The organism is Trinickia camelliae (assembly GCF_053525655.1).
Genome location: NZ_JBCHAA010000003.1, coordinates 315376 through 334749, shown reverse-complemented (window position 1 = coordinate 334749; position 19374 = coordinate 315376). Strand labels below are relative to the sequence as shown.

Below are 19374 nucleotides of genomic sequence, written 5' to 3'. Positions count from 1 at the left end.
TCAGCGGCCCGCATGGGCACGAAACGCGTTGAAGCGCGAACGCAGCGACGCGCCGCTCAGATACACCGGCGCGATGACATCGATTCCGACCGGCTCGACGCCCAGTTCCGGCGCGAGCGGGCCGTGCATCACGCTGTCGATTTTCATCGAATCGAGATTGTCCCGCGTGAGCATCGGCTCACCGGGCAGCATTTCGAAGGACAACGCCTGAAGCCGCGCGAACGCATCGGGCAAGCGGACGATGCGGGCATCGCGGCCGATCGTTTCGCCGCAAAACTTCACCAGTTGCTCGAGCGTGTACACCGCCGGGCCGCCGAGTTCGTAAGTATGCCCGCCCGCGGCATCGAGATCGAGCACGTTGACGATCGCCTTCACGACATCGCCGACGTAGACCGGCTGGAACTTCGCGTCCGGCTTGGCGAGCGGAATCACGGGAAACATGCGCTGCAGGACCGCGAACGTATTGAGGAACGCATCCTCGGGGCCAAACACGACCGACGGCCGGAAAATCGTCCAAGCCAGCGACGCCGACGCGTGCACGGCCTTCTCTCCGTCGCCCTTCGAGCGCAGATACATGCTCGGCCCGCGCGCATCGGCGCCGATCGCGCTCACGTGAATCAGCCGGTGAACGCGCTTGCCTTCGCAGGCCGCGACGATCTTCGACGGCAGTTCGACATGCAGCTTCGCGAACCCGGACCCATACGGGTCGCCGCTGCCGCCATGCAGCGTGCCGACTAGATTGACGACCGCGTCCGCGCCTTCGACGAAGCTAGCGAGCTGGACGGGGTCGAAGACATCGGCTTCGATGACGTCGATCGGGAGGAGCGTGAGATGGCTGGCGTGCTGGCGGCGGCGCGTGGCGATTCGCACGTCTTTGCCCGCGGCGACCAGCGCATTCGTGAGATGGCTGCCGATGAAACCCGAGCCGCCGATGAGTGCAATGCATTGATGTCGCATCTTCGACTCCCTGGGTGGAGAGACGCCGCTGCAACGGCTGGCGCTTTGGCCGGTTCGCCGCGCGGTCTCTGAAAGGCCCGCGCGGCGGCGATGCATACGCGTCAGGGCATGATGTAGCCGAGCCGCTCTTTCAGCGATTGCGGCTTGCCTTCGAACAGCGCCGCGTAATAGACCGTGTTCGACAGCACGTTCTTGACGTAGTCGCGGGTCTCGTTGAACGGAATCGTTTCCGCGAAGATCGCCCCTTCCACGCCGCGCGAAAGGTTGGCCTTCCACTGGCGCGGACGGCCGGGACCGGCGTTATAGCCGGCCGTGGCGAGCACGGCGGAACCGTCGAATTGATTGTAGATCATCGACAAATAGTTCGTGCCGAGCAGGATATTGGTGTTGATGTCGTTCATCTGGGCGCGCGAGAGCGTGCCGAGGCCGATCTTTTTCGCCACCATCTGCGCCGTGCCCGGCATCAGCTGCATCAGGCCGCCCGCGCCGACTTCCGAACGCGCGTTGATGATGAAGCGCGATTCCTGGCGAATCAGGCCGTAGGCCCATTCGACGTCGAGCCCGTTGGACTGCGCGTCGCGCTCGACGATATCGCGGAACGGCGACAGGTAGCGCAGCGAGAAGTCGTGCTCGACCTGGGTGCGGTCGGCGGTGTTCACGGTGCGGTCATACAGCTCGACACGGCGCGCGTACTCGGCGGCGGCGAGAAGCTGGCGATCGGTCATCTGGCGCAGCGGCCAGTTCCACTCGCGATTGCCTTCGAGCCGCAGGTTCAGCGCGTAGAAGCGCTGCGCGAGGGCGAAGCCGGGCGTCTGGGACGCTTGCTGCACTTCCTCGTCCGTCACCTTGGTTTGCGGCGGAATCGTGATCTTCTGGCCCAGTTCTTCGGACGCGAGCTGACCGTAGAAATTGTAGTTCCCAGCGATTTGCTCGAAGTCCTGGTTGGCGCTCACGGTGTCGCCGAGCTGCTTCAAGGCGCGCCCATGCCAGTAGACCCACGACGGACGCGCGCGCAACTCGGCCGGCATCTGTTCGATCGACCAACGCACCATCGTCCAGTCGCCGGCGAGCAGCGCGCTGCGCACGCGCCACTCGTAGGCCGGATACGAAAGCGGCGCGTTCGCCGACAGCCGGAACCAGTCGACCGCACCGGGCACCTGCCGTGCCGACGCCTGGTAGGCGATCGTGCCCCAACCGATCGCGCGCTCGGGCGATGCGAGCGACGGCGCCACCGCCGCGAACGTGGCCGCAGCCGTCGCCGGATCGTTGGCGGCCATGCGCGTGATGGCCAGCAGCGCCAGCTGATGCGAGGTCGAATCGGGCGTCACGCCCTTGGCCAGCAAGAGCGGCGGTGTGGTGGTGGCTTGCTGGAAGAGTGTCGGGTCGGGCGCGGCGGAGCCGAGCGCATCGATTAGTTTGCTCCCTGTCGAGGTTTGGCCTTGCTCGTACGACAGACGGATCTGCTGCCACACGTCGTCCGGACTGAACTGCTTGCTGCTCGCGAGCGCCGTGATCAGGTCGACGCAGCCATCGCCGTACCACTTCGGCTCGACCAGCAGCGCACGAGCCGCGTCAGCCACGTTCTCGCCTCGCGACATCTTCGATTCGAGCGCGTAGCACTTGACCTGCGTATCGTCGTTCAGCACGAAGCGCGGGTATTGCTGATCGAAGTTCTTCCAATCGTGGCGCGCGCCGAGCACGGTGAGGTAATCGTTGCGCAGACGGTCGGCGATCGCCGTGCCGTCGTTGCGCTGCAGGAACGACAGCACCGGTGCATCCGGCGCGTCGACCTTCGCATGCCCCGAGCCGTCGAAAAGCTGCGGCTTGATCTGGAAGTACTCGAGATACGTTGGCGCCGGGTAATTCGGGATCATGCTCGCGAGCTGCGCCGCGCGATCGGGATCATTGTTGCGGGCGGCCTCACGCAACTGAATGAAAATCTGATCGTCGCCGGAGAGCTGGGAGATGGGGGCGGGACGCACGGCGGAAGCCGTGCCGCACGCGACGAGTGTCGCAGCGGCAAGAGCGTAACTGACCGCGCGATATACTCGATGAAGTCGATTGAACATCGTTATTTCTGCGTTGTTTCTGGAGCGAAAAATTGAGCGAAAGCATAGCACGCAACCCCGCGTCGAAACGCAAAGGCGAGCTGCGAAAATCGCTGCTCGAAGCGCGTAAAACCGCGATCTGCGCGCCTGACGGCCATGCTGCGCTCGGTGCTCGTGTACGCGAAATTTTGGAACACTATGCACCGCGCGTCGCCGGTTTTTACTGGCCACTGCCCGGCGAGTTCGACGCGCGCGAAGCACTGGCTCTCTGGCTCTCGCTCGACGCGCATCGACAGGCCGCGCTGCCTGTCATACCGGTTATCGGCAACGCAATGGAATTTCATGAGTGGTCGCCGGGCGCGCCGATGAAAATCGGCCATCATCGGATTCCCGAGCCGGAGTCCGGGCGGGTGCTGGTGCCCGATCTGCTGCTCGTGCCCTGCGTGGGGTTCGATGGGGACGGCTATCGGCTGGGCTATGGTGGCGGCTATTACGACCGCACGCTTGCGGCTTGGCCTGGAGCAGTTCGGCCCGTTACCGTGGGCGTTGCGTTCGAGGCATGTCGAGCCAACGACCTGCCGCGCGAAGCGCATGATGTGCCGCTTGATGCAATCGTGACGGATGCGGGAAGTTATAGGCTTTGATCTGACCTGGGATCTGGGCCGTATCGATTTCCGGCATTTCGTGGCGGCAAGAACAGAGAAACCAATATCACGATCGGGGCAACGAATAAAAGATATCCTGCGCACAAAACTCCAGAGCGGTTACTGTCGTGAAGCCTCCTGACGTTGTATGACAGCGTGGATACAAGAGAAATCAGCCAAATTAGAAAAATCAAAATTTCTGAATTTTGGCTTTTTGCTTCAAACCAATCAGTTACGGCCCTAGTCGCCAGATAGACGGCGAAATAGTGAATCACTAAAAATATAAAAAAATCGACACGAGCCTCTCGGCCGGAGAATTTAAACATTCGCCCGTAGCCGCGGAGCCAGGCTGTCACAGCGAGTTCTACGATACTTTTACGCATCCTTGCTTATTAGACGCCAAATTAACGTTTTGGCAACGTAGCCAAGTACACAAAGGCCCGGCAGTAAATCAACCTGATACAGAGGGATACTTTCGCGCGGGAGTGAAGTGCCGCCATACAATGACGAACAAGCCGTCAATCGGCACAGCCGCTCATTGTATGTTCCCTTGCGTCTCTAAATATCGAAGAATGCTCCCACTGGGACTGGAGCACGATTTAGATCAATGCAAAATGAATATTCACTCGACCGGAATATAAACGCGCTCTCGCGATTACTTCAGCCTGTGCGTTGTGCCAAGCATTGAGTCGCCCTGCTCTCTCGCCACGCATCCACGGCCTTGTCGGGAGAGCAATAACCAACTCCTACAGCGACGCCGCCGCCCGAGCCGCCGTGTCGTATAACCCGGAAGCGTTGCGCATCAACTGCGCCGCCTCTCCAATCTGCTCGTTGGTCAGGCCGCTTTCCTTTAGCGTGGCGATCAGGCAGCTCTCGCGCACCTCGCGGTACTTGATGCAGAGGTCGCGTCCCGCCTGGGTGGCCGAAAAGAACACTTCCTTGCCTGTCTTTTCGCTTTTTACATACCCTCTAGTCACCAGCTTCTTCAGCGCGTACGTCGCGACGTGCGTGTCTTCGATATTCAGCACGAAGCAAATGTCCGCGAGCTTCTTCTTGCGCTCGCGATGGCTCACGTGATGCAGCAGCGAGACTTCGATCGCCGTCATGTCCTTCGCGCCCGCGGCCGACATGCAGCGCACCATCCAGCGATTGAACGCGTTGCTTGCCATGATGAGGCCATATTCGAACTCGGATAATTCCGCACTCGTTTCAGAGACGAGATGTTCCGAGGAAACGATCTTGGTCGGGTGACGCGACATGGTCGGCAATTTTCAAGATGAAAGTGGGAAGTGCCGGAAGTGTACGACGCGTACAAGTCGTCCCGCTCCTAGCAAAAACGCTTATTGGTAATTTCTCAATATTTTATCGACAATGTATCCTACCAACCTTGGCGGGCTTCACCCCCGGTTCGCCCCAGGGCCGCCCTCGTCCAACCACTCTTCATATCGATGAGCCAACCGCGTATCTACCCGTTCGGCGACACCGCCCTGGTCTGCGAGACGCCGCCGCCCGCGACGCTCGACTGCCAGCGGCGCATCTGGGCCGCGGCCGAGGCCGCGCGGCAATGGCCGCACGTGGTCGAAGTCGTGCCCGGCATGAACAACCTGACGATCGTGTTCGACCCGCTCGCCACTGATGCCGAGGCGCTCGCCGCCGAGCTTGCCGCTGCCATGGAGCGCGAGCCGGATGCGGCGGCGGCAGGCCGCGAAGTCGAGGTGCCGGTCGAGTATGGCGGCGAGTTCGGACCCGATCTGCTCGCGGTCGCAGAGCACACGGGGCTCACGCCGGACGAAGTGGTCGAGCGTCACGCGGCCGGCGCCTACGTCGTATTCTTCCTCGGCTTCCAGCCGGGCTTCGCCTACATGGGCGGGCTCGAAGACGCCTTGCACACGCCCCGGCGCGCGGCGCCGCGGCTCGAGGTGCCGGCCGGGTCGGTCGGCATCGGCGGCGCGCAGACCGGCATCTATCCGGCGGCGGCCCCCGGCGGCTGGCAGTTGATCGGCCGCACCTCGCTCCCCCTGTTCGACCCGGCGCGCACGCCGCCCACGCTCCTGCAGCCGGGCGACCGGGTGCGCTTCACCGTCGCGGGGCTCCATCGATGATCGACGTCCTTCGCGCGGGGCTTCTCACGACGATTCAGGATCTCGGACGGCCCGGCTGGCGACACCTCGGCATCGCGCTCGGCGGCGCGCTCGACACGCTCGCGCTCGAAGTCGGCAACCGCCTCGTCGGCAACCGGCCGCAGGCGGCGGCGCTCGAAGTGACGATGGGGCCGACGGTCCTGCGCTTCTCGCGCGCGACGCGCGTCGCGATCACCGGCACCGAGTTCGGCTCGACGCTCGACGGCAAGCCGGTCTACTCATGGTGGAGCCTGCCCGTGAAGGCCGGCCAGGAACTGATCTTGCACGCCGCCAAGCGCGGGATGCGCGCCTATGTGTGCGTCGCGGGCGGCATCGATGTACTGCCGATGCTCGGCTCGCGCAGCACCGATCTCGGCGCCCGTTTTGGCGGCCTGGGCGGCCGGGCGCTAAAGGATGGCGACCGCCTGCCGATAGGCAATTTGTTCGCGCCCGAATCGCTCGTGTCGCCCGACGCACCGGAGTTCGGCGTGAAGGCGCCGGCCTGGTGCCGCTTCGTCCTGTTCGCCCACCAGCCGGTGCGGCGCGGCAAGCACGGCCCGGGCGCCGACTGGGCCGTGCCGATCCGCGTCTTGCGCGGCCCGGAATACGACAGCTTCACGACGGACGCGCATGACGCTTTCTGGACAGACGAATGGATCGTGACGCCGAACAGCAATCGCATGGGCTACCGGCTCGCGGGCACGCAGCTCAAGCGCACGCGGCCGGGCGATCTGCTCTCGCACGCGGTGCTGCCGGGCACGATCCAGGTGCCGCCGAACGGCCAGCCGATCGTGCTGATGAGCGACGCGCAGACGACAGGCGGCTACCCGAAGATCGGCGCGGTGATCCGCGCGGACCTCTGGAAGCTCGCGCAGGTGCGCCTGAACGGCAGCATCCGCTTCATCCCGACAACACACGAAGAAGCGCTCTACGCGCTCCACGAAGAACGGGCGTATCTGCGGCAGATCGACGTCGCAATCGCCATGCACGAGGAGCGACTGCGTGGCCGGACGCGCGCCGCTTAGCAATATAGAAGAGGTCACCACCATGGAAATCGATTTGAACGCCGATCTCGGCGAAGGCTGCGGATTCGACGAGGCTCTGCTGGATTTCGTCAGCTCGGCGAACATCGCGTGCGGCTGGCACGCGGGCGGCGCCAACGCGATGCGCGACTGTGTGCGCTGGGCCGTCGAAAAAGGCGTGGCGATCGGCGCGCATCCGAGCTTCAACGATCCGGAAAACTTCGGCAGGAAGGAGATGGACCTGCCGGCGGGTGACATCTACGCGGGCGTGCTCTACCAGCTCGGCGCGCTGTCCGCGATCGCGCAGGCCGAGGGAGGACGCATCGTCCACGTGAAGCCGCACGGCGCGCTGTACAACCAGGCCGCGCGCGACCCGGCGATCGCCGACGCGGTCGTGTCGGCGGTGCATGACTTCGATCCGTCGGTTGCCGTGTTCGGACTCGCGAACAGCAGCTTCGTCGACGCGGCTCGCCACGCCGGGCTCGTCGCAATCGAAGAAGTCTTCGCCGACCGCGGCTACCGCTCCGACGGCTCGCTCGTGCCGCGCAGCCAGCCGGGCGCGATGATCGACGACGAAGACGAAATGCTCGAGCGCACGCTCACGATGGTGCGCGAGCGGAAAGTGAAAGCGATCGACGGCAAGTGGGTGCCGCTCAACGCCCAGACGATCTGCCTGCACGGCGACGGCCCGCACGCCCTCGCCTTCGCGCGGCGGATCCGCGACGCGCTCGAGGCCAACGGCATCGAGGTCCACCCCGCCAGCGCGCTGCGCGTCTGAGCCAGCGGCTTAACGGATACGCAGCCTAAATCAGCATCGCAGAGTACGACAGACGCCCCGCTCCTTGCGGGGCGTCTGCCAAGTGCAGTCCCAGCGGCCAGAAAACCACGACAAACACGAGAAGAGCCGCACGAAGCAAACCCGCGACACGAATAAAACCCAGGACGTGTCGCGCTTCCGAGGAGGTTCGCCGCTTTGCCCGCTTCGCGCGCCACCAACGCGTCGAGGCGAGCGCCGCGGCGATTTGGTTGGACACCCGTTTGGAGACTAGACCATGCAGACCACCGTCAGCCTATGGCCGCTGATCGGAGTGGCCGTCATCATCATTGGATTCTTGCTGCGCTTCAATCCGATGCTGATCGTCGCGGCCGCCTCGATCGTGACCGCGCTCGCCGCGCATTTCCCGCCCGACAAAATCCTCGCCGCGATCGGCAGCGGCTTTTTGAAGACCCGCAACATCCCGATCATCATCTTCCTGCCGCTCGCGGTGATCGGGCTCCTTGAACGGCACGGCCTGCGCGAGCGGGCGCAGATGTGGATCGCGAGCATCAAGACCGCGACCGCCGGACGGCTGCTCATCATCTATCTGCTCGTGCGCGAGCTGACTGCCGCAGCCGGGCTGACCGGACTCGGCGGACATCCGCAGATGGTGCGGCCGCTGCTCGCGCCGATGGCCGAGGGCGCGACCGAGTCTCGCTTCGGCAAGATCAGCGACGCAATGCGCTATCGGCTGCGCGCCTACGCGGCGTCGACGGACAACGTCGGCCTCTTCTTCGGCGAGGACATCTTCGTCGCGTTCGGCGCAATCGTGCTGATGGTCACGTTCCTCAAGGAATTGGGCATCAGCGTCGAGCCGCAGCACGTCGCGGTGTGGGGTATTCCGACTGCGATCTGCGCATTCCTGATCCACGGCTTTAGGCTCTACCTGCTCGATCGCCGGCTAGAAAAAGAACTTGGCGGGCAACGCGCCGGCCAGTCCGAAGCCGATGCCGATACCCATGCCTCTCAAGGCTCGTCGAACGCCGCAGGAGACCAGGCATGACGATCACGCTCAACTATTTGTTCTGGCTCGTCGGGCTCACTCTCTTGATCGTCGGCGGGATGATTCTCGTCGATAAGGAGCATCCACGGCGTTTTTCTGCCGGCGGCTTTTGGATTCTGTATGCGTTCATCTTTCTGATCGGCGACAAACTGCCGGTCGAAGTAGTCGGCGCGCTGGTGATCTTGATGGCGCTGATCGCGGGCTTCGGCGGCGTGACAGCGAGCAAACCGAAGATGCTCTCGGAAGACGCACGCCGCGCGAGCGCCACGCGGCTCGGCAACAAGCTCTTCATCCCGGCGCTGACGATTCCCGTCGTCACGGTGATCGTGACGCTGGCCGCGAGCCATCTCATCTTCGGCGGCACGCCGTTTGTCGATCCGAAGAACGTGACCTTGATCGGCTTCGGCTTTGGCTGCGTGATCGCGCTCGCGGTTACCTGCGTGATGACGCGAGATACCGTCGGGCAATCGATGAAGGAGGCGCGGCGTCTCGTCGATGCGTTGTCGTGGGCCGCGGTACTGCCGCAGATGCTCGGCATGCTTGGCCTCGTGTTTTCCGATGCGGGCGTGGGCAAGGCGGTCGCGCATGTGACGACGGCGTATATCAACCTCGATTACCGGCTCGTCGCGGTGGCCGTGTACTGCGTCGGCATGGCGCTCTTCACGATGGTGATGGGCAACGGCTTCGCCGCGTTTCCGGTGATGACAGGCGGCGTCGGCGTGCCGATTCTCGTCAACGTCTTCCACGGCAACCCGGCGACGATGGTCGCGATCGGGATGTTCTCCGGCTACTGCGGGACGTTGATGACGCCGATGGCCGCGAATTTCAATATCGTGCCCGCGGCGTTATTGGAGTTGCCCGACAAGAACGCGGTGATCCGGATACAGGTGCCAACAGCGTTAGCAATCCTTATCGCCAACATCTTCCTCATGAATTTCTTGATGTTTCGATAGACGCGGAATTGTCCAAAGCGCGGCGCCCGTCACGCGATACGGCGCCGCCATTTAAGCGGCATCAGTCTCGCTACGAGAGACAAAGGACTCCAAACAATTCACGAATAAGGGAATTTTCCCGGCTAATTCGATACTTTAGGCAATATCTCATTGCCCCCTATGCGCAATCCATACAATCCTTACAATTCCTCGGAAAATGTAAGGAATTTGTGTCTATGAAATATCGCGCACTAAAGCTGAGCCCCGTAGCCCTCGCCGCCTCGCTGCTTTTGGCTGGCCAGGCTCACGCAGTGGGCAATGGCACCATTGCCGACGGCACCGGCTCCATCTCCAAGAACGGCACGACCACCAACGTCAACCAGTCGAGCGACAAGCTCATCATCAACTGGAACAACATGGACGTGGCCCAGGGCGAGACGCTCAACTTCAATCAGAAGAACTATAACTCGGCAGTCCTGAACCGCATCAATTCGGCCAACGCCACCAGCATTCTCGGCGCATTGAACGCCAACGGCCGCGTGTTCATCGTCAACCCGAACGGCGTGCTCATCGGCAACGGCGCCAAGATCAACGTCGGCAGCCTGATCGCCTCGTCGCTGAACATCTCCGACGACGACTTCAAGACCAATCGCCTGAACTTCAAGGGCGGCGGCAACGGCAATGTCGTCAACCAGGGCGAAATCAACGCCAACGAATCTGTCGCGCTGATCGGCTCGAAGACCGTGCAGAACACCGGCACGATCAACAGCTACGGCAATGTCGCGCTCGCAGCCGGCGACGCCATCACGCTCCAGTTCGCCAACTCCGGCCTGCAAGCTTCGGTCACCGAAGGCAGCCTCCAGGCGCTCATCCATAACGGCGGCCTCATCGCCACCCAAGATGGCGACATCGCACTGACGGCCTGGGCCCGCGACGCAATCGCCCGCACGGTCATCAACAACACCGGCACGCTCGAAGCGAGCACGCTGAACTCCCGTGGCCGTGCGTCCGCCAACATCACGCTGGCGAGCAGCGGCAACGGCGAAGTCAAGCTCGGCGGCAGGATCGAGTCCAAATACAACAAGGGCTCCGTGTTCGTGTCCGGCGCCAAGCTGACCCAATCGGAAGACTCCGAGATTTTCGCTCGCAACGCCTCGCTCAACGCCGGCAACAATGGCGACATCACGCTGTCGGGCAAGACGATCGCCAGCACGACCATCAAGGGCAAGAACGTCACGGTCGACGGCACGCTCAATAACGGCGGCTCGCTCTACATTTCCGCCGAAAACGCTCGCACCACCGACCGCGCCAAGATCAATGCGTCGAACGCGCAGTTGCGCGGCGGCAAGTTCGATTTCTCGCGCGGCAGCAACAAGTTCGATCGCACGGATCTCGGCGTCGATTCGGCCGATATCGCATTGGACGGCTACTCCTACGTGACCGGCAGCGTCAAGAATGATCTGCGCGTTCGCGGCAACGACAACCTGCAATTCTCCAACCTCAACGTTGGCGGCAAACTCGACGCGTCTGCAAAAGACAACTTGACTTACGACACGTTGTACGTCGATGGCGATGTCAAGCTTCACGGCAAGAACGTGACGGGTCAACGCGGCTACGGTTTCGACGATGGCGCCGATATCGACACCCAAGGCAACATCGAGATCACCGCCGACGATAGCGTCCAAACGGGCAAGCTCAACGCCAACGGCTACGTCAAGGTCTCGGCGGGCAACGATGTCAAGACGACGGGCATCGTCACGGGCAAGTCGATCGACATGCGTGCTGAGAACGGCATCCTCGACGTGTACGGCTTCAAGAGCACCGAAGACGCGTACCTCAAGGGCGGTCGCTCGATTCATGTCGGCAAACGCAGCACCGCGGGCAAGAATCTGACCATGGAATCGCAAGGCAACGTGGTGTTGGAAGACGGCGTCGTCGTCGGTGGCGATCTGGAATACAAGCTCGGCGCCAACAGCCAGGTCGCGAACAACGGCCAGGCTAACGACGTGAAGGGCAAGACCATCGGCCAGCCGGGGCAGGCCGACGGCAACAAGCCGGATGACAAGGGCCAGGGCGGCGACAACAAGCCGGACGATAAGGGTCAAGGCGGCGACAACAAGCCGGACGACAAGGGCCAAGGCGGCGACAACAAGCCGGACGACAAGGGCCAAGGCGGCGACAACAAGCCGGACGATAAGGGCCAAGGCGGCGACAACAAGCCGGACGATAAGGGTCAAGGCGGCAACGAGCCGGACCAAGGCATCACGCCGCCCGAAGGATTCCAGCCGAGGTCTGCTGAAATGGAAGCCGGGTACCGAGCATTTTTGAGGAGTCTTGATACGGAGGCGCTGCGGAATCGGATCTTGCAATTGACCATGAGTTACGAGGACATGATGGCCTACGGAGGAAGCAAGAACGCCTATCAGCTTGGTTTGGATCTCGTAACCATGAAGGCCGAACTCGCCCGACGCACCGCAACGAAGTAAGCAAGATTGAATTGCCGTTTAGCCTCTTAGCGACAACGGCATAAAATCTTAGCGACACACTACCGGAAGGCTCTCATAGCTTCCGGTTTTCCTATAAGAGAGCCCGGCCTAAAACCGGGCTCTCTTATTTTTTCTAAAGACAACTAGATAAGAAACCCATCAGCCAGCACTACGCCTTAATTTTGAGTTGCCCAAAGTAAGTGAATCAAAAAACAACAGCCAGCACCACATCCGAATTCTTTAGGCAGTTTCTCATTGAGCATATGCTCATTTCATACAATCCTTACATTCCCAACTAAAACGAAAGGATTGCTACGCATATGAAATATCGCGCGTTAAAGCTTACCCCCGCCGCCCTCGCTGCCTCGCTGCTGTTGGCTGGCCAGGCTCACGCAGTGGGCAATGGCACCATTGCCGACGGCGCCGGCTCCATCAACAAGAACGGCACGACCACCAACGTCAACCAGTCGAGCGACAAGCTCATCATCAACTGGAACAACATGGACGTGGCCCAGGGCGAGACGCTCAACTTCAATCAGAAGAACTATAACTCGGCAGTCCTGAACCGCATCAATTCGGCCAACGCCACCAGCATTCTCGGCGCATTGAACGCCAACGGCCGCGTGTTCATCGTCAACCCGAACGGCGTGCTCATCGGCAACGGCGCTAAGATCAACGTCGGCAGCCTGATCGCCTCGTCGCTCAACATCTCCGACGCTGATTTCAAGGACAATCGCCTGAACTTCAAGGGCGGCGGCAACGGCGATGTCGTCAACCAGGGCGATATCAAGGCCAACGAATCGGTTGCGCTGATCGGATCGAAGACCGTATCGAACACGGGTTCGATCACCAGCACGGGCAATGTCGCGCTCGCCGCTGGCGACGCGATCACGCTCCAGTTCTCCGACGCCGGTTTGAGCGCCACAGTCACCGAAGGCAGCCTTAAAGCGCTCATCAACAACGGCGGCCTGCTCTCCACCCAGGATGGCGATATCGTGCTGACCGCCTGGGCACGCGACTCGCTCGTTCGCTCGGTTATCAACAACACCGGCACCATCGAAGCGATGAAGCCGACACGAGGCGCCTTCTCGAATGGCAGCGTCACGTTGCAAAGCCTCGGCAACGGCGAGGTCACGGTTGGCGGCAACATTCGTTCGTACCAGCAACGCGGCGGCGTGAACGTATCGGGCGCAAAGATTACGCAACTTGAAGGCGCCAAGACTAGCGGCAATTCCGTCACCTTCGACGCGGGCACCACCGGCGACGTCGCGCTCTCGGGCGAGACGACGGCCAATCAAGGCACGACGATCAAGGGCAAGAACGTCAAGCTCGATGGCGCAATCAACACCGGCAATCTCTACATTAAGGCCGATCGTGCTTCCTCCACCGCGCGTTCGAAAACGACTGCATCGAAGGCAACTTTGAGCGGCGGCACCTTCGATCTCTCGCAAGGCGACAATTCGATTTACAGTACGGTGCTTGACGCCGACTCCGCAGATCTTGCATACGGCGAGGATTACGCCAGCGTAACCGGAGGCGTGCGCGGCGATTTGCGCGTTCGCGGCAAGGGCGATGTGAATCTTCAGAACCTTTGGGTTGACGGCAAGCTCACTGCGGCAGCTCAAAAGGATTTGACCTACTCCGATCTCGGAAAAATCGGCGGCGATGTGCTGCTTAGCGGCAAGAACGTCCGCGGCATCACGGGCACCGGGGGCCTTACCTCCGACGACAGCATCGAGACGGACGGAAGCGTCACGGTGAACGCCGATGAGAACGTCAAGACGGGCAAGATCACTGCCAAGGGCAACGTCAACATCTCCGCAGGCAAGGATGTCAAGACGGGCGTGGTCACGGGCAAGGCGATCGATCTGCGGGCCGAGAACGGCGTCCTCGACGTGTACGGCTTCAAGAGCACCGAAGACGCGTACCTCAAGGGTGGCACCTCGATTCATGTCGGCTCGCGCAGCAGCGCAGGCAAGAATCTGACCTTCGAATCGCAAGGCGACGTGACGCTGGAAAACGGTGTCGACGTGGGCGGCGATCTGAAATACAAGCTTGGCGACAACAGCAAGGTCGAGAACAAAGGCCAGGCTAACGACGTGAAGGGCACGACGACCGGCCAGCCGGGACAAACTGACGATAACAAGCCGGATGACAACGCGAAGCCCGACGACAACAAGCCGGACGATAACGCGAAGCCGGACGACAACAAGCCCGACGACAACGCGAAGCCCGACGACAACAAGCCGGACGACAACACGAAGCCCTGGACGGCTGAGGAAGAGGCTAAATTCATTGACTGGGCAAAAACGGCTACCAAGGGCGATCTGGAAGACTCGCTGCAAAATTGGCAAACGCAACTCGCCGATCTCAAGAAGCAATCAGCAGCCGAAACGGACCAGGCTCGTAAGCAATCTCTCGAGACACAGATCGATCGATTGACGAAGCAGATTGCCCTCACGAAGACAGAGCTCGCGAATCGCCAGGCGGAAGAGGACAAGAAGAAGAAGGCTGACGACGATAAGAAGAAGGCCGCGGACGATGCCAAGCGGGTGAAGGACGCTTTGGATGCTCTGATCAAGCAGCTTCAGAATATTATCAAGTCCATCTTCAGCTTCTTTGGCTGGAGATAATATCGGGGCAGCAGTATTAGGAAGTCAGAAGCCTTTGCCATTTAGCCTATTGGCAAAAGCCGCATGACTTCCACCGGAAGGCTTGCACAGCTTCCGGCTTTGTCCAAGAGCGCCCGGCGCAAAGCCGGGCGCTCTTTTTTTGCTGAATTGAAAGACCACCGGCTAAAAAGCCGCATCTCAGTCGTTTAGGCAATTTCTCATTGCTCGTACGCGCAATCCACACAATCCTTACGAAATAAGCGAATTGCGTAAGGATTGTTGTGCACATGAAAGCTCATGCTTTAAAAATTACCCCCACGGCCCTCGCCGTCTTGATTCTCTTGACCGGCCAAGCTCATGCAGTGGGCACAGGCACAGTCGCAAGTGGAACCGGCAGCATTTCGAAAGACGGCTCAACCACCACCGTCACCCAAGGCAGCGACAAGCTGATCATCAACTGGGACAACATGGACGTGGCCAAAGGCGAGACGCTGACGTTCAATCAGAAAGACATTAAATCGTTCGTGTTGAATCGCATCGCCTCGAGCTCGACGGCGACCAGCATTCTCGGCGCCTTAAACGCCAACGGCCGCGTGTTCATCGTCAACCCTAACGGCGTGGTAATCGGCAACGGAGCCAAGATCAACGTCGGAAGCCTCATCGCCTCATCGATCAACATCACGGATCGCTGGTTCAATACCGATTCCCGACTGATATTCACGGGCGGTGGCGGAGGCGATGTCACCAACGCCGGCGAAATAACGGCCACAGAATCGGTCTACCTGTTCAGCACGGGGATTGTGGGAAACAGCGGTACGATTAATGGCTACAAGGCCGTTGAACTCGCGTCTGCCAGTCATGTGATGGGTACATACGATCCATCTGGTCTTGGTTTTGCATTCTCATACCAATCAGGAAACAGTTCTCGCGGGCTCGTTACCAACTCAGGTGTACTTAAAACCACTGACGGTTCCGTCACGCTGGCCGCTTCGATTAACGATGCGAACACCCGTACGGTCATCAACAACACCGGCACGATCGAAGCGAACAAACTGGCTTCCGGAGAGGCGGGCAAGGTCACGCTGCTTAACGGTAACACCGGCACAACTAACGTCGACGGCACAATCAAGGCTGCGACCGGGGTATACGTTAGCGGTGGCTCCGTGACACAAAATAAGGGTGCCCGTATCGATTCGGACACGGTGGAATTCACGGCGAAAACCGGCACGGTGACATTGTCGGGCGAGACGTACGGCACTTCTTCAGTGACTATCGACAGCCAAAACGCCAATCTCGATGGCACGATCGAAACACAGAACCTCAAAGTTAGCGCGACAGAAACCGCCACGACCACCGATAACGCGAAATTGACGGTGACCGAGACGGCGGCGCTAAACGGCGGCGCCTACGATTTCTCGCTCGGCGTCAACGCTTTCCGCAATACAAAGCTTGCCGTCAACTCGATCAAGCTTTCGCTCAATGGCGAATCCATCGTTGAAGGAACTGTAGTCGGCGACGCGCTGATACGCGGCAATAACAAGCTTCAGCTTCAAAAGCTTTCCGTCGGTGGAAAACTCGACGCATCCGCAATAGATGACTTGGTCTTTACGAGTTTGCTGGTTGACGGCGACATTGTGCTTCACGGCAAGAACGTCACCGCAACGAAGCCCGCAAATGGAAGCGGCATTGAAGACGCCATCCAAACGGACGGCAATGTCACCGTGACGGCCGACGAAAGCATCAAGCTCGGCATGATCGAAACTAAGGGCGACATCCGCCTGAGCGCCGACAAGGACGTCACCACGGGAGACCTCTACGGCAAGTCCATCGAGGTGAAAGCCAAATCCGGCAAGCTTTACACCGAGGTCATCCAGAGCGATGAGGATGCCTATCTGGAAGGCGGCAGCTCGATCGTATTGAACGGGCGCGCAACCACCGGAAAGAATCTGACGCTCGTTTCGCAAGGCGACATCACACAAGAGGACGGCGTCGAGGTTGGCGGCGATCTCGAATACAAAATTTCCAAAAGCAGCAAGGTTTCAAGCAAAGGCCACGCGAACGTCGTGAAGGGCAGAACCATCGGTTTGAATGATTCGGGTGGCAGCGATAACGACGACGACAACGGCGGTGGCAATAACGGCGGTGGCGACAACGGCGGCGGCGACAACGGCGGCGGCGACAACGGCGGCGGCGACAACGGCGGCGGCGACAACGGCGGCGGAGACAACGGCGGCGGAGACAACGGCGGCGGAGACAACGGCAGCGGCGACAACGGCGGCGGCGGTAATGATCAGGACGGAAATACTCCGCCTGAGCAGAATGCTGATGGCGCAAACGACGCCAAAAGTAAGACTGAGGAAATGATGCGCAAGGTTGAGGAGGAGGCGAGGAGGAGGCCTAGCGAAGTGGCCAAACTCAAAGCCGACGAAGACAAGCGCAAGGCCGAAGAAGCACTGAGGAAAGTTGAATCGATGGACTACGCCAAGCTGGTTCAGGAACTGAACAGACAACTGACGAATCTCTTGAATTTGCCCGATCGCTGATTCGATCGGCGAATTCGCAAAGACGGATTACCACGTTCCCTCTTGGGGATAACGGCATGACGTCTTTGCTCCAACTACCGGAAGGTTCGTACACCTTCCGGTCTCACTCTTCGAGAGCCAGACCAACGGCTCGCATTTTTCCCAAATGGTTCGACCGAATCCTATCAACGGTATGGACCAAGCGTGAAATCCATTCGTGCTTTTCGGAATCCTCCGATGCAACCACGACGCATATTAGGCCAGTATCCCAAGGCTAAGGAAGTCGTCGAGGATTGCCATCCTTTCCAAAGTGCTAAGCGCAAGTCTCGCCACAAGTTCGCCTGAGATTGCAAATTTTCCGTTTCTAGACCCGCACGTTTCGCAATACAGGCGTCGGTGCACAGAGTTGTGACTATGAATACCTCTTTGAAATTGATAACGCTCGGTGTGCTTGCCTACAGCGCAATGGGCACCCAGAAAGCCGGAGCGCAGGGTCTGCCGTCGAGCGGTTCAATTCTGCAAAGCAATCCGATCCTGAACACCCCAACCGATCCCCGCGCCGATGGTGTCGCGCCGAAGATCGACGGCACACGTCCGGCCGCCACGTCCGGGGGGACGGATGCGGCTGATGAAGAGCGCGTTCACGTAGCGCGTATCGTCGTCGACGGAGCGCCGCCAGAACTGGAAACGGCGATCAAAGCCATCGTCGTTCCGTATCAAGATCGGCAGATGTCGCTGAACGACCTGCGCGCGGTCGCGGTCCAGGTCACCCAGGTGCTATTGGACAATGGCGAGAGTCTTTCGTACGCCTACGTTCCGCAGCAGGATATCGTCGACGATGTTGTGCGGCTCGCTATTCTGCGCGGTCACGTCGAATCGGTCACCCTGGGCCACAACAATTCGTTGGTGCGCGACAGTGTGGTGAACGCGTTTCTGAAGCGCGGGCTCACGCAAAACGGCGAACTGAAAGGGGCGCAAGGCCAGCTGGACCGCCTGTCCGATTTGCCCGGCATCGGCGGCATCACTCCGGTTCTGGCTGCGGGCGATACTCCCGGCGGAACCAAACTGACCGTAAACGTAGACCCTGCAAAGCGCTTCGAAGGCGCGGTGGTTTTCGATAACGCCGGTTCGACTTCGACGGGCCGCAATCGGGTCGGCGCTCAAGCGACGGTCAACAGCCCCCTCGGAATTGGCGACCGGCTGCAGGTGGTCGCCTACGGCGCGCCCGATTTCCTTCAGGGCAATCACGACAGCGACGGCGGCTTCACGGTAATCGGCCGGGCATCCTACGACCTGCCTGTCAACGCGCGGGGCGCGCGCGCCGGCTTCTCGTTTACGCGAGTCAACTATAACTATGGCGGCGCGTTCCGCTTCTCAGATGGCACCCCCTTAGGCGTTGGCCTCGCAACGGTGTACAGCTTATACGGCAGCTCTCCGCTGCTGCGCACCGCATCAAGCACTTTGGACATCAACGCGAATCTGGATTACAAGCGCATGTCCGATTGGATGTTCGACCTTACCAACAATCGCTCCGCTCAGGTGTTGGGATTGCAGTTGAACGGAACACAGCGAGGCAGTGTTTTCGGTCTTCCGAATGCAATCCAATACTCTGCCGGGGCGTCATTTGGTCACCTGAGCAGAGACGCCGAGTTGGGCGATCCGCTAACAGAGGGCAACTTCGTCAAGACGACGCAAAGCGCCAGACTCATGCAGGGGTTGGTCAGAGGCGTGTACCTGGACATGACGTTCGACGCGCAACAATCGACGCGCAATCTCGACGGGTCGGAAAAGATGGTGCTTGGCGGCCCGGGCGCCGTGCGCGCCTATAGCAACGATGCGGCGAGCGTTGACAGCGGCTACGTTGCAACGACGACGTTGAACGTTGCCGTTCCGAAGGTCAACGGCGTGACGCTCCAAGCCTTCTACGATCGTGCACAAGGTACTACGAGCAAGTTTGGCCGCAGCAAACAAAACATCAACATTTCGGGCGCGGGCGTCGGCGTCAATGTCGATGTCGGCAAGCACGTATCGGCCAATCTCAGCTACGCCATGCGAATCGGCGACGATCCTGCACTTGGGCCACAGCACAAGTCCATGGTTTGGGCTAGCACGGTTGTTCGCTTCTAACACCGCAACCGAGACAGCGCGCTCATGCGGCGCGCGGTGCACGTTTTACTGACAGCGGGCATCACCAGGCATCGTCCTTAAGCC

14 protein-coding genes are annotated in these 19374 nt (G+C 60.6%); 10 read left to right on the top strand and 4 right to left on the bottom strand.

Annotated elements, in window-relative coordinates; genetic code table 11:
- Together AAHK20_RS07750 and AAHK20_RS07745 are read right to left on the bottom strand one after the other, a co-directional pair.
- Complete coding sequence (locus AAHK20_RS07750) at window positions 1-957, bottom strand: complex I NDUFA9 subunit family protein (RefSeq protein WP_449180868.1); 957 nt, start codon at window positions 955-957, stop codon at window positions 1-3.
- Between the two features lie 101 nt (window positions 958-1058).
- Window positions 1059-3026, bottom strand: coding sequence for a lytic transglycosylase domain-containing protein (locus AAHK20_RS07745; protein WP_449180867.1), 1968 nt, complete (start codon window positions 3024-3026; stop codon window positions 1059-1061).
- 32 nt (window positions 3027-3058) lie between these two features.
- Between AAHK20_RS07745 and AAHK20_RS07740 the strand changes: the two genes are divergently transcribed.
- Window positions 3059-3649, top strand: coding sequence for a 5-formyltetrahydrofolate cyclo-ligase (locus AAHK20_RS07740; RefSeq protein WP_449180866.1), 591 nt, complete (start codon window positions 3059-3061; stop codon window positions 3647-3649).
- Here the strand turns inward: AAHK20_RS07740 and AAHK20_RS07735 are convergent.
- Both AAHK20_RS07735 and AAHK20_RS07730 read right to left on the bottom strand, forming a co-directional pair.
- On the bottom strand, window positions 3637-3975 hold the full coding sequence (locus AAHK20_RS07735) for a DUF805 domain-containing protein (protein ID WP_449180865.1): 339 nt from the start codon (window positions 3973-3975) through the stop codon (window positions 3637-3639). The two genes, AAHK20_RS07740 and AAHK20_RS07735, sit on opposite strands and share 13 nt — an antisense overlap.
- Window positions 3976-4395: 420 nt before the next feature.
- The gene (locus AAHK20_RS07730; RefSeq protein ID WP_449180864.1) at window positions 4396-4908 is read right to left on the bottom strand and encodes a winged helix DNA-binding protein; all 513 of its coding nucleotides are present in this window, start codon (window positions 4906-4908) and stop codon (window positions 4396-4398) included.
- A gap of 189 nt (window positions 4909-5097) precedes the next feature.
- Between AAHK20_RS07730 and pxpB the strand changes: the two genes are divergently transcribed.
- From pxpB to AAHK20_RS07685, 9 genes are all read left to right on the top strand, one after another.
- Window positions 5098-5751, top strand: a complete 654-nt coding sequence (gene pxpB / locus AAHK20_RS07725) for a 5-oxoprolinase subunit PxpB (RefSeq protein WP_449180863.1) — start codon at window positions 5098-5100, stop codon at window positions 5749-5751.
- The gene (locus AAHK20_RS07720) at window positions 5748-6794 is read left to right on the top strand and encodes a 5-oxoprolinase subunit C family protein (RefSeq protein ID WP_449180862.1); all 1047 of its coding nucleotides are present in this window, start codon (window positions 5748-5750) and stop codon (window positions 6792-6794) included. Before pxpB ends, AAHK20_RS07720 begins: the two co-directional genes overlap by 4 nt.
- A gap of 22 nt (window positions 6795-6816) precedes the next feature.
- Window positions 6817-7569 (top strand): 5-oxoprolinase subunit PxpA, encoded by a 753-nt coding sequence (pxpA, locus tag AAHK20_RS07715; protein WP_449180861.1) that lies wholly within the window; start codon window positions 6817-6819, stop codon window positions 7567-7569.
- 274 nt (window positions 7570-7843) lie between these two features.
- Window positions 7844-8611, top strand: a complete 768-nt coding sequence (locus AAHK20_RS07710) for a DUF969 domain-containing protein (RefSeq protein WP_449180860.1) — start codon at window positions 7844-7846, stop codon at window positions 8609-8611.
- A complete protein-coding gene (locus AAHK20_RS07705; protein ID WP_449180859.1) occupies window positions 8608-9564 on the top strand; it encodes a DUF979 domain-containing protein in 957 nt (318 codons plus the stop codon). Before AAHK20_RS07710 ends, AAHK20_RS07705 begins: the two co-directional genes overlap by 4 nt.
- A 215-nt stretch (window positions 9565-9779) precedes the next feature.
- Complete coding sequence (locus AAHK20_RS07700; RefSeq protein WP_449180858.1) at window positions 9780-12029, top strand: two-partner secretion domain-containing protein; 2250 nt, start codon at window positions 9780-9782, stop codon at window positions 12027-12029.
- Window positions 12030-12349: 320 nt separating this feature from the next.
- The gene (locus AAHK20_RS07695; RefSeq protein ID WP_449180857.1) at window positions 12350-14662 is read left to right on the top strand and encodes a two-partner secretion domain-containing protein; all 2313 of its coding nucleotides are present in this window, start codon (window positions 12350-12352) and stop codon (window positions 14660-14662) included.
- Between the two features lie 266 nt (window positions 14663-14928).
- A complete protein-coding gene (locus tag AAHK20_RS07690; protein WP_449180856.1) occupies window positions 14929-17184 on the top strand; it encodes a two-partner secretion domain-containing protein in 2256 nt (751 codons plus the stop codon).
- Between the two features lie 393 nt (window positions 17185-17577).
- On the top strand, window positions 17578-19290 hold the full coding sequence (locus AAHK20_RS07685) for a ShlB/FhaC/HecB family hemolysin secretion/activation protein (RefSeq protein ID WP_449180855.1): 1713 nt from the start codon (window positions 17578-17580) through the stop codon (window positions 19288-19290).
- Window positions 19291-19374 lie beyond the last annotated feature (84 nt).

Coding starts and splice junctions, on each gene's coding strand:
- AAHK20_RS07750 (WP_449180868.1), bottom strand. CDS start 957: ATGCGACATCAATGCATTGCACTCATCGGCGGCTCGGGTTTCATCGGC.
- AAHK20_RS07745 (WP_449180867.1), bottom strand. CDS start 3,026: ATGTTCAATCGACTTCATCGAGTATATCGCGCGGTCAGTTACGCTCTT.
- AAHK20_RS07735 (WP_449180865.1), bottom strand. CDS start 3,975: ATGTTTAAATTCTCCGGCCGAGAGGCTCGTGTCGATTTTTTTATATTT.
- AAHK20_RS07730 (WP_449180864.1), bottom strand. CDS start 4,908: ATGTCGCGTCACCCGACCAAGATCGTTTCCTCGGAACATCTCGTCTCT.
- pxpB (WP_449180863.1), top strand. CDS start 5,098: ATGAGCCAACCGCGTATCTACCCGTTCGGCGACACCGCCCTGGTCTGC.
- AAHK20_RS07720 (WP_449180862.1), top strand. CDS start 5,748: ATGATCGACGTCCTTCGCGCGGGGCTTCTCACGACGATTCAGGATCTC.
- pxpA (WP_449180861.1), top strand. CDS start 6,817: ATGGAAATCGATTTGAACGCCGATCTCGGCGAAGGCTGCGGATTCGAC.
- AAHK20_RS07710 (WP_449180860.1), top strand. CDS start 7,844: ATGCAGACCACCGTCAGCCTATGGCCGCTGATCGGAGTGGCCGTCATC.
- AAHK20_RS07705 (WP_449180859.1), top strand. CDS start 8,608: ATGACGATCACGCTCAACTATTTGTTCTGGCTCGTCGGGCTCACTCTC.
- AAHK20_RS07700 (WP_449180858.1), top strand. CDS start 9,780: ATGAAATATCGCGCACTAAAGCTGAGCCCCGTAGCCCTCGCCGCCTCG.
- AAHK20_RS07695 (WP_449180857.1), top strand. CDS start 12,350: ATGAAATATCGCGCGTTAAAGCTTACCCCCGCCGCCCTCGCTGCCTCG.
- AAHK20_RS07690 (WP_449180856.1), top strand. CDS start 14,929: ATGAAAGCTCATGCTTTAAAAATTACCCCCACGGCCCTCGCCGTCTTG.
- AAHK20_RS07685 (WP_449180855.1), top strand. CDS start 17,578: ATGAATACCTCTTTGAAATTGATAACGCTCGGTGTGCTTGCCTACAGC.